The organism is Celeribacter persicus (assembly GCF_003050785.1).
Lineage (GTDB): Bacteria > Pseudomonadota > Alphaproteobacteria > Rhodobacterales > Rhodobacteraceae > Celeribacter > Celeribacter persicus.
Genome location: NZ_QAOH01000043.1, coordinates 1 through 9336 on the forward strand (window position 1 = coordinate 1; position 9336 = coordinate 9336).

At 59.0% G+C, this 9336-nt stretch carries 9 protein-coding genes; 5 read left to right on the forward strand and 4 right to left on the reverse strand.

Annotated features, from left to right (window positions below; genetic code table 11):
• A partial coding sequence (locus C8N42_RS21735; protein ID WP_107818241.1) for a hypothetical protein occupies positions 1-249 on the forward strand: 249 nt, incomplete at its 5' end.
• 73 nt (positions 250-322) lie between these two features.
• On the opposite strand, the gene C8N42_RS20325 is transcribed toward C8N42_RS21735, so the two are convergent.
• From C8N42_RS20325 to C8N42_RS20335, 3 genes are read right to left on the reverse strand one after another with little or no spacing between them, the layout of a single operon-like run.
• Positions 323-1333: a site-specific integrase gene (locus C8N42_RS20325; protein WP_107818242.1), complete on the reverse strand. Its 1011-nt coding sequence runs from the start codon at positions 1331-1333 to the stop codon at positions 323-325.
• Complete coding sequence (locus C8N42_RS20330) at positions 1326-2285, reverse strand: tyrosine-type recombinase/integrase (protein ID WP_170109394.1); 960 nt, start codon at positions 2283-2285, stop codon at positions 1326-1328. The genes C8N42_RS20325 and C8N42_RS20330 overlap by 8 nt, the downstream gene beginning before the upstream one ends.
• The gene (locus C8N42_RS20335; protein ID WP_107818244.1) at positions 2282-3517 is read right to left on the reverse strand and encodes a tyrosine-type recombinase/integrase; all 1236 of its coding nucleotides are present in this window, start codon (positions 3515-3517) and stop codon (positions 2282-2284) included. The genes C8N42_RS20330 and C8N42_RS20335 overlap by 4 nt, the downstream gene beginning before the upstream one ends.
• A gap of 415 nt (positions 3518-3932) precedes the next feature.
• Between C8N42_RS20335 and C8N42_RS20340 the strand changes: the two genes are divergently transcribed.
• The gene (locus C8N42_RS20340; protein ID WP_107818245.1) at positions 3933-6041 is read left to right on the forward strand and encodes a hypothetical protein; all 2109 of its coding nucleotides are present in this window, start codon (positions 3933-3935) and stop codon (positions 6039-6041) included.
• Between the two features lie 145 nt (positions 6042-6186).
• On the opposite strand, the gene C8N42_RS20345 is transcribed toward C8N42_RS20340, so the two are convergent.
• Positions 6187-6489, reverse strand: coding sequence for an H-NS histone family protein (locus tag C8N42_RS20345; RefSeq protein WP_107818246.1), 303 nt, complete (start codon positions 6487-6489; stop codon positions 6187-6189).
• 90 nt (positions 6490-6579) lie between these two features.
• Here C8N42_RS20345 and C8N42_RS22120 point away from each other — a divergent pair, with 90 nt between their 5' ends.
• The 3 genes from C8N42_RS22120 (at position 6580) to C8N42_RS20360 (ending at position 9062) form a co-directional block, all read left to right on the forward strand.
• Positions 6580-6711, forward strand: a complete 132-nt coding sequence (locus C8N42_RS22120; protein ID WP_281261424.1) for a hypothetical protein — start codon at positions 6580-6582, stop codon at positions 6709-6711.
• A gap of 207 nt (positions 6712-6918) precedes the next feature.
• Positions 6919-7323: a single-stranded DNA-binding protein gene (locus tag C8N42_RS20350; RefSeq protein ID WP_008335991.1), complete on the forward strand. Its 405-nt coding sequence runs from the start codon at positions 6919-6921 to the stop codon at positions 7321-7323.
• 443 nt (positions 7324-7766) lie between these two features.
• Positions 7767-9062: a reverse transcriptase domain-containing protein gene (locus tag C8N42_RS20360; protein WP_107818248.1), complete on the forward strand. Its 1296-nt coding sequence runs from the start codon at positions 7767-7769 to the stop codon at positions 9060-9062.
• Positions 9063-9336: the final 274 nt, after the last annotated feature.

Sequence of the window (9336 nt, forward strand, 5' to 3'; positions counted from 1 at the left end):
GCCAGTCTTCGGGCCTGCGGGGTCCTGTCGCGCGGGGGATGGTCCTCCGCCTCCAAGACAGGAGCCAAACAGATGTCCCGCAAAGATGCTCACGCTTTCGCCGCCTCCCTCGCCGCCACGCTCATGGTCTCGATCGTCGTCTTCCAGGCCGGTGATGGAACCTATGGCGCCGTCCCCGCAGATGAAATCGACGGAGACGAGGTCGTGATCGTCTCGGAGTATGACCCGTTCCAGATTATGGCCCGCTGAGGGCCATGACGGCTGCAACCCTTTGCTGCGCCGAGCTTTTCGCTCGGCGCTACGCACTTGGAAGTGCGCATAATCAGAGGTTTTTCAAGAAAGCCAAGAGATTGTCCGGTGCCTCGTACCGTGCCCGACCAACGTCTGCTGGCTGAAGGCGAAGCAGGGCTTCCTCCTTCATCACCATGTCCGCCGACAGATAGACGTGGGTTGTTGTTGGGCTTTCATGCCCGAGCCAGAGCGCGATGACGGAAATGTCGACACCGGATTGCAGCAGGTGCATGGCCGTCGAATGCCGGATGATGTGCGGCGACACCGTGCGCTTGGAAAGTTCGGGCAGTGTCACCGCCGCCTTGCCCACTGCAAGTTCAAGCCGCCTCGCAATGCTGGATCGAGTCAGCGGCTTGCCTGTCGCACTTGGAAATAGCGGCCTGCTTCCGTTCCACCGGTCATCTTGATCCACCCATTTGCGCAACGTGGCTGCTGTCTGCCGCCAAAGAGGGACACTGCGCTGTTTGCGGCCCTTTCCCCTGAGATGAACAACGGAACTCGGACCGAGGACCAAGTCATCCAGACGCAAAACAGCGACCTCGGAGACCCGCGCCCCGGTGTTGTACATCAGTGCGAGCATCGCGCGATCACGCTGTCCGGTCCAGGTGGCTGGATCGGGCGCGTTCAGGATCGCGTCAATCTCTCCTTTCGAAAGGAAGCCGACGAGGGGTTTGTCATGGCGCTTCATCGGAATCGCAAGGACCTGCTCAATCGTGGCCAAAGCCCCGAAGTCATGGTGTGCGGCGTACTTGAGAAAGGCCCTGATTGACGCAAGTCGGGCGTTCCTGCTGCGCACGCTGTTCCCTCTGACTTTCTCGAGATGGTCGAGGAACCCGAGGATCAGGGCAGCATTCATGTCGCCCATGGTCAGTTCTGTCGGGGCTTTCCTGATGGCGACCTGCGCGAACTGGAGGAGCAGTTGGAAGGTGTCACGATAGGCCGCGATCGTGTGGCGGCTGACAGCCTTTTGTTGGCCAAGGTAGTCGACGAAGAACTGCTGAAGCAGCTTTGCAAATGATGGATTCTGGGCTCGATCAAGCATGGCTGATCTCCTCCATGACGCCGATCGTTCGCTCGAAGCGCGCACTGGTCAGCGCCATCAGTTCGGGAATAGCCTCCATGTACCAATAGGTGCTGACCGGCTTGGCGTGCCCGACATAGGTCGACAGCGCCAGAACTGCGTTGTCGATGTCGACGCCTTCATCGAGCCAGATCATCAATCTGCGGCAGACGAATGTATGCCGAAGGTCATGTATCCGAACCCTCGCATGCCCACCGCGTGGCCGGATCTCATTGATCACTGGCAATCGAGAAAAAGCGTAGAGGACGTTGGCGTACGGTACTGACCGACCATCCGAGTGAAGTGAAAACAGATGCGTGTCCTTCCCCGGGGCAACAGCCTGCCCGCGTGCTGACATAAACGCGTCCAGCGCCCGGATTGCCGTCGGATGGAGGGGAACCAATCGGCTTGTTCCGAACTTGCTGGCCTTGATGGTTAGCTGCCCGCGAGCAAGATCGGTATCGGCGAGCCGCAAGGCCAAAGCCTCGGATATCCGCAGGCCGGTTGATGCGAGAAGCCCAAACAGTGTCGAAAGGAGCACCGGGCGCAAAGGGGGAGTTGCCATCAGTTGCCCAGCTTCCTCGACAATCCTGCGGACCTCATCAGCCGAATAGATGTGGGGCGCCAGCCGCCGAGTCTTGCGCCCGAATGGACTTCCGGGTGGAAAGCTGGTGGCAGGGTCAAGCTCTGACAAATAACGCGAAAACGGACGCAGCGCTTCAAGGCGACGGGCCCAGTTGAACGGGTCGGCATGTGCAGCGCCCTCGCGCGCCCATCGCAGACAAAGGTCCGCAGTCATCGGCCAGATATGGCCGCATTCCGCGGAAAATCTTGCAAATGATGACACATGATTGTCGGCGTTCGTGGGGATGAACCCGTGGCGGTAGCGGCCATCAAGATATGCGGCTGCGGCGTGGGTGAGGGTCATGCTCATAGGGCGCCTCCCGGCCATGCCAGTGACACCTTGGACAGCCATGCGCTGTCCAGCTTGGTGTAAATCACTGTCGTATCGAGGCTGCGATGGCCCATGACGTCCGCGATAACGGGCATTGATGTGCCCCTCGCCAAAAGCCGTGTTGCAAGGGTGTGGCGGAGAATATGAACCCGGGTGCGATCCCAGCCCAGACGACGGTAGGCGGCCAGCATGGTCCTCTGAACGGCGCGTCGCCCAACCGGCTCACCGATAGGTGGTCTATGTCGGACAAAAATGTTGGGGCAGGCCGGCCCAGGGCGCTCATGCAGGATGTAGTCTGCGATCGCCTGGCCAGTCGCTTCCAGCAGCGGCAGAATATCTGCACGGCGCCCTTTGCGATGGGTGACCCGGATCGTGCCGCGCTGCCAATCGATGTCTTCAAGGGTCAGTCCGGCCACCTCGGAAGAGCGCATGCCAAGATCGATCAGGCATCTGGCGATTGCGAACGCGCGCCGACGCTGAGGAAAGTCGGCGCTGAACGACTGCAGCAGCGTGTCGACTTCGACGTCCGTGAGAACGTCTGGCAGGGTGGAAGGCTTGGGCCGAGGGGGTCTCGGCAAGCCAGCAAGCAAATGTGTGACATCATCGCCGATCAACTGACGATACCGCAGAAAGCAGCGGATCGCGCCAGACAGCCCACGCGCGCAACTTGCGCTGCGGGTGCCGTCCCCGATGATAAAGCGCGATACATCCGACCCTGCAATACCATTTATATCAATGGCTTGGGTGCCAACAGTGGCTATGAGAAAACGCTTGACGATGCGGCACCGCGCTGCCCGTGTACTCTCGGAATAGCCCCAGACCTCTCGCATCTTCGCGTCGAAGCGCAAAAGCTCCGCATCCATTGGAGTCAGGGTCCGCGTCATAGCGAACCCAGTGCTCTCCATGACCCGCCCGAGCAGATGCAGGGCTGCGCGATTTGTGTGTGTGTCGCCGCGCGTATGGCGATCACACTCGCAAGACGGCATGTGATCGGCGAGAAACTGTCGGACGTGCCGATCCCGGACCTGTCCTGGGGCAACGCCTTCGGTTTTGAGCCAGTCGCCGAAATGGAAAACGGTGGCGAAGTACAGCGCTTGCACCTTGGGCGCATACTTCCCGTCGCTCAATCGTTGCCGATAGGCGCCGAACACCGGCGCAAGCAAATTGCCCGGGTCGTCCTTCAACATGAATTTGCGTTTGCTTGGTCGCATGTTCGATCTCCTTTGCTGCGAAGATCGCAGTGAAGCCCGCGATTATGCGCACTTCCAAGTGCGTAGCGCCGAGCGAAAAGCTCGGCGCAGCAAAGGCTTGCAGCCTTCATGGCCCTCAGCGGGCCATAATCTGGAACGGGTCATACTCCGAGTTATGCTGCTGGCCGCATAACTCGGAATACGATCCCTTCGAGTGAGGCTTTGGCCTCACTTCCCGAGGGCCCAGGCAAGGCGCAGGTGCGCCCCCGGGCCTATCGCCGACAGAGTGGATCGGCGGTGCCGATCTGAAGAACGCCTGTGTGCCACCAGCGCAGGTCGCAGTGCTTACAAGGGCTCAAGCACGCGAAAATTGACTTGGAGAGAGCACGCTAGGATAAGTGGGAAAAACAAATCGTTACATGATTGAGGAACGACAGTGACGCTGGATATCCGCGGTAGCCTAAAAAACACGCGCATCAGTAAGAATCCATTGGTGGTCGTGGATGAGCTACTGGCGAACTCGATCGACGCGTTCCTGATCCGAAAGAGGGATGAGGCCGACGCGGTTGCCCTGGAAGTGACGCTCAAGGTGAAAGCTACGAAAGCGGACTTGCTCGGCGAGGTGTTCGAGCTTGAGATCACCTGCGAGGACAACGGTTGCGGTCTTGGGCCAGAGCAGCGCAAGGCCTTCCTGACTAAGGACACCTCCTACAAGGACGACCTCAACATCCCTGGCATTGGGAAGTGCAAAGGAACGGGTCGCGTTCAGTTCTTCCACCATTTCACGGCGGTGTCACTATCATCAACCTACAGAGAGGGAGACGGGTTTAAGCATGTCTCACTACCTTTTCTGCGCGACCGAAAGACCATCGAAGAGACCGATTTCACGGTAGAGGATCGGGACACCGGCGAAGTCGGGACCCATATACGACTTTCGCACGTGGTGCCGAAGCTGCGCGAGACCATCCTATCCGTCGCCAGCGTGCACAGGACGTTCACTGCCGAGGCGATCCGACAGCACGTTCTCTTCAACCTGCTGCAAAGGTTCGTCAGCCTTAAGGATGACCTCGGCGACTTCCGGATCAAGTTCGTCAGTGACCTCGGGGGCAACAAGTCTGAAAAGACCCTGACGCCCGCGGATATCCCCGAGCACACGTCCGTGACGTCGATCACCGTCGAACACGTCGAAGGTAAGGAAAATGTGTCAGCCGACTTCACCATAACGCACTACAAGCTGGACGAGACGCAGTACCCGTTGCCTCGCAACATCATAGGTTTGTGTGCGAAGGCATCGATCGCTGAGCTCATCACTGGCCGTTACCTCAAGACCAAGACGCTCGAAAACAATGCGATTGACGGTCATTACCACATTGTCCTGATCGAAGGGGCCCTGTTGGATGATGGTGTGAACGAGCAGCGCGATGGGTTCGATAAGATTCCATTGGACGACGGCTCAGGCGACCTCTTCGGAGGGATGCAGATTACGTTCGAAGACATATTCTCGGTTCTCGACGACAAGGTACAGGAGCTCATAACGCCACCGGATTGGTCCAGGGACACTATCGTGAAAGACGTGGCGAAGGACTTCGGCGTGTCTGAGGAGATGCTCTCGTACTCGAACACGCGCGTGAAGTTCGGGGACACCCCGAACGAGGTCGCGAAGCGTGTCTTGACGAACCTTCAGGAGCAGGTGGTCAACGAGACGTCCAGCCTCTCGGCCATGAAGGAGGCCATCAAGGGCCTCGCCCCGGACAGCGATGACTTTCGACGCAAGATCGACGATCTTTCGTGGGAATTCGCCTCCTCACTCAAGACGATAGACATGGCCAACCTTTCGCAGCTGGTTGTTCGCAGGTCAGCATTGATCGACGTGCTGGACCTGGCCGTGAAACAGGGCCTCAACGTGCAGACCGAACTACCCGACGGAAAGCGCCGCAAAAACGAGGCTCTGATCCACAGCATCTTCTTCCCGATGCGGAAGGACAGCGAGGAGGTCTCGGACCACGACGTCTGGTTGCTCAGCGAGGAGTACCACTACTACGACTACATCGCCTCTGACATGCCGCTGAACCAGATCAAATGGGACAACGGCCAAAGCCTCTTTGAAGCCGACGTGGATGATGCCGTTGGCGAGTTGCTAAACCGGATAGGTGAGGAGAACGGGGGCTGCCGCCCGGATATAGCGCTGTTCCACGAGGAAGGCTCCGTTGTGATCGTGGAGTTCAAGGCGCCCGGCGTCAGTCTCGACGAGCACGACAACGACCTGATGGAATACGCCACACTCTTGGCCGCGAAGTCCAACGGAAGGCTGAAGAAGTTCTACGGATACCTGATTGGGGATACCATCAATCCGATCCGCCTGAGAGGCTACAATCGCTTGCCCGGTGAGAACGGCTTCTTCAGCACCGACGACGTGAAGGAGCCGAAAAGCCAGGCTACACTTGGGCAGCTGTACTCGGAACTTCTTTTCTACGGGGACGTCGTGGATCGTGCTCGCAAACGCATCGGAGTATATAGGGACCGCCTGAAGCTACCACCGCTTTGATCAAGGTCAGCTTGTTGCCGCTCCGCCGACCCGCACCCACCAAAAATGCTGCGCGATGGACGAATGACCGGTTCTGTGAAGTTGCGTGGCAGCACTCGGCTGGGAGGCGAATTGCCGCTCTGGGCCGATCGCGTAGACCAAGCCTTCAACTGATGGCCAGATCGCTCGCAGTCTTTCCTGCTTCCAGGGCTTCCACGAACCACTGCGGTTTGCGTCCTCGGCCTGACCAGGTGAGCGCCGGGTTCTCAGGGTGCCGGTATTTCGGCGCTGCAGGCGAACGCGAGGATTTCGTCTCGGTGCCGACAAGTTCGGCGAGGGTGTAGCCCAGTTCCTGGGCGAGAGCTTCCACCTTCTGCCGATCCTCAAAGGTGGAAATCGCCTTCGCGACGTCCTTCTGCATTTTCTTCAGCTCGCTGAGCGACAGTGCCTCGAGATCGTAATCAGCCATTGGTGCGAACCGTGTCCTGAATGCTCCGGTACCGATAGCCCGCCGCGGCAAGGCACCGCAACTCCCGGAAGGCAAGGGCAGGGGTGGCAAATGCTGGTGATCGCCGTTTCCGCCGCCAGGGAGGTGCTGAACTGGGGGTCAGGCTTCTCCGATTGCCAAGGGGTCATGGTCTGGCATGGGCTCCCCGTATCTCTCTGTCTCTTGGGCTATCCCTTCGACTGACAATCCCCTAATCCCGTTCGGTCTCCTGCGCGCAACCCCGCGTCAGTCCGGGCCGTGTTGGCCGCCTTTGGCGTCCTGCCCGCTCCACCCCGGTCCTTTGGGGGTTTCCGGCGCCCATGCTGGCCACCGTGCACGCGTCACCCGACGGGCTTTTTCAGGGTCTTGTCGAAGGGACGGTCCCGAAGACAGGAAACACAGGAGCTTATCATGCAGAACATCGTCATCCTCGCCGGCAACATCGGTCAGACCCCCGAAGTCCGCACCACCCAGAGCGGCACCAAGATCACCAACTTCAGCCTCGCCACCTCGCGTCCCCGCCTCTCGGAAGGCCGTGTGATGCGCGACGAGAACGGCTACCGGGTCATGGACACCGAATGGCACCGCATCACCTGCTTCAACGGTCTCGGCAAGACGGTCGCTGAGCACTGCGAAAAGGGCATGAAGGTCCTCGTCCATGGCCGCATCCACTACACCAAGTGGATCGACAGTATGGGGAACGACCGCTACGGCTGCGAGATCATCGCCGAGAAGGTCGACTTTCTGAGCCGTCCGAAGTCGGCCGAGAACGAAAACCCCGAGCTGGTCGACCGCGACGATGAGATCCCGTTCTGAGGAACGGGGTCTCCCCCCCTCAGGCCCGGCGGGGAAACCCGCCGGGTTTTCCAACTGCAGACATCAACTCAGATTGGCCAAATTGTCTTTTCGCAACCTTGAATTGCCGACACCCGCTCACCAAATCGTTATTGCCCGCGGGAAATGGCCCACGGGTTTGGCCGTTGAACTTGTCAACTTCTTTAAGGTGACCTGGCAGCACGATGCCGAACAGCATCGCCGCGACCAGAGCCAGACTGAATGAGACACTGAGCATAGCTCGGACCTCCACGGTTACATTATACCACCTCGCGTTTCGAGACCCGTGTCTGCGAGGCGTTCGGAAGTGAGACGCTGAACGTATACGCTGACAGAAGGTGGCGTGCGTTCGGGGGACGCCCGGCTTAACAAACCGGAGCCCAGGGTCAGGGCCAGTCCTCCGAACTCTGCGACAAGGAGGCTGAATGCCGCTCGATTGGTTTAAGTATAGAGGCTACCGCCATTTCGATCTTCCCGTTGGCGAGAAGTTCGCTGGCAAGGCAATGGACCCGGACTTCGTGCTCAAGCACTCCTTCCTCCCACTCCTGCACTACACGAAATCCGAGAAACGCTACAAGAAGTGCCCGAAGACTGGGAAGCGGACGATCACTTCGAAGGATCGCCCGATCAAATACGCATCACACCGGGACGCCTGTATACTTTCCTTCTACGCCAGCGAGATGAACAAGTTATTGGACGCCCATTATGCTGCTGCACATCTGTCCGATAGTGTTCTAGCCTATCGTGCCCTAGGACGCGGTAACTACGATTTCTCAGCGGAAGTCCTTGCGTTTGCCAAGACCCATTCTCCAGTCACGATACTGGCATTCGACGTCAGCAGCTTCTTCGACAACCTTGACCACATGTTCCTAAAGCGCCGCCTGAAGGCGGTGCTCGGCGTAACGTCGCTCCCCGAACACTGGATGCGCGTGTTTCGGGCAATCACCGCCTTCCACTACGTCGATATGGAAGAACTCAAGGCGAACGCCACGTTCTCCGCCCGGCTCAAGGAGAATAGCCGTGACCGGATTGCCAGTATCGAAGAGCTCAAGGCCAATGGCATCAAGTTCCACCCGAACCCCGAACTGGCAAAGGGACATAGGCGAGGCATCCCTCAGGGCACCCCCATCAGCGCAGCGGCGTCAAACTTATACATGATAGATTTCGACGAAGCTGCACGCGCTTTCTGCGATAATATCGGTGCACTGTATCGCCGTTATTCGGACGACATCTTGGTGATCTGCGACCCTGCTCACGCCGCAGCGGCCGAAGCCAAAATCATGGATCTCATCAAGGCGGAGAAGCTGAAGATATCCCCCCACAAGACCGAAAGGACCGAGTTCACGGGTACGGGCGTGGTGGTGGGGAAAGCGGCACAATACCTCGGCTTTGCGCTCCACGAAGGGGGCCCAGCCATTCGAGAAAGCTCCCTCGCTCGGCAGTGGCGAAAGATGCGAAGGGCGATGCGCCGGACCCGCAAGATCGCGGAGCGAAACATCGCATCTGGAAAATCAACTAAGGCACACACCAAACGCTTGTATCGCCGCTTCACCCACCTGAAGGTGCGTGACGACGAAGGTATTCGGATCGTGCGCAACTTTTCTTCCTATGGGCGGCGCAGTGCCTCCGCATTCGGTGGTGACGAAAAGATCACTCAGCAGATCAAGCGGTTTGAACGTGCGGCGCTCCGTGAGATCCGGGAACTCAAGAAGATCAAATAGCCTCGCTCTTCCTCGTAGTGGACCCGATTGCGTTTTCCCGATCATGCATTGACATCGACGCGGATGTTAACGGGGCGGTGGCGGCCTTTGAGAGTGAAAGGAGTGCCGGTTTCCCGGTGACGGGTTGAGGGCTGGGAGAGTGGCTCCCGGCGCCCGTCGCGGGAGATAGCCGATGGGCATTGTGGAAGTTCTGGATGCGGTACAGCCGACGCGGGCTGGTGGCTGGAAAGTGGATGTGAGCCGGGGTGATCGGAATGGGCGGGTGTCGTCCGAA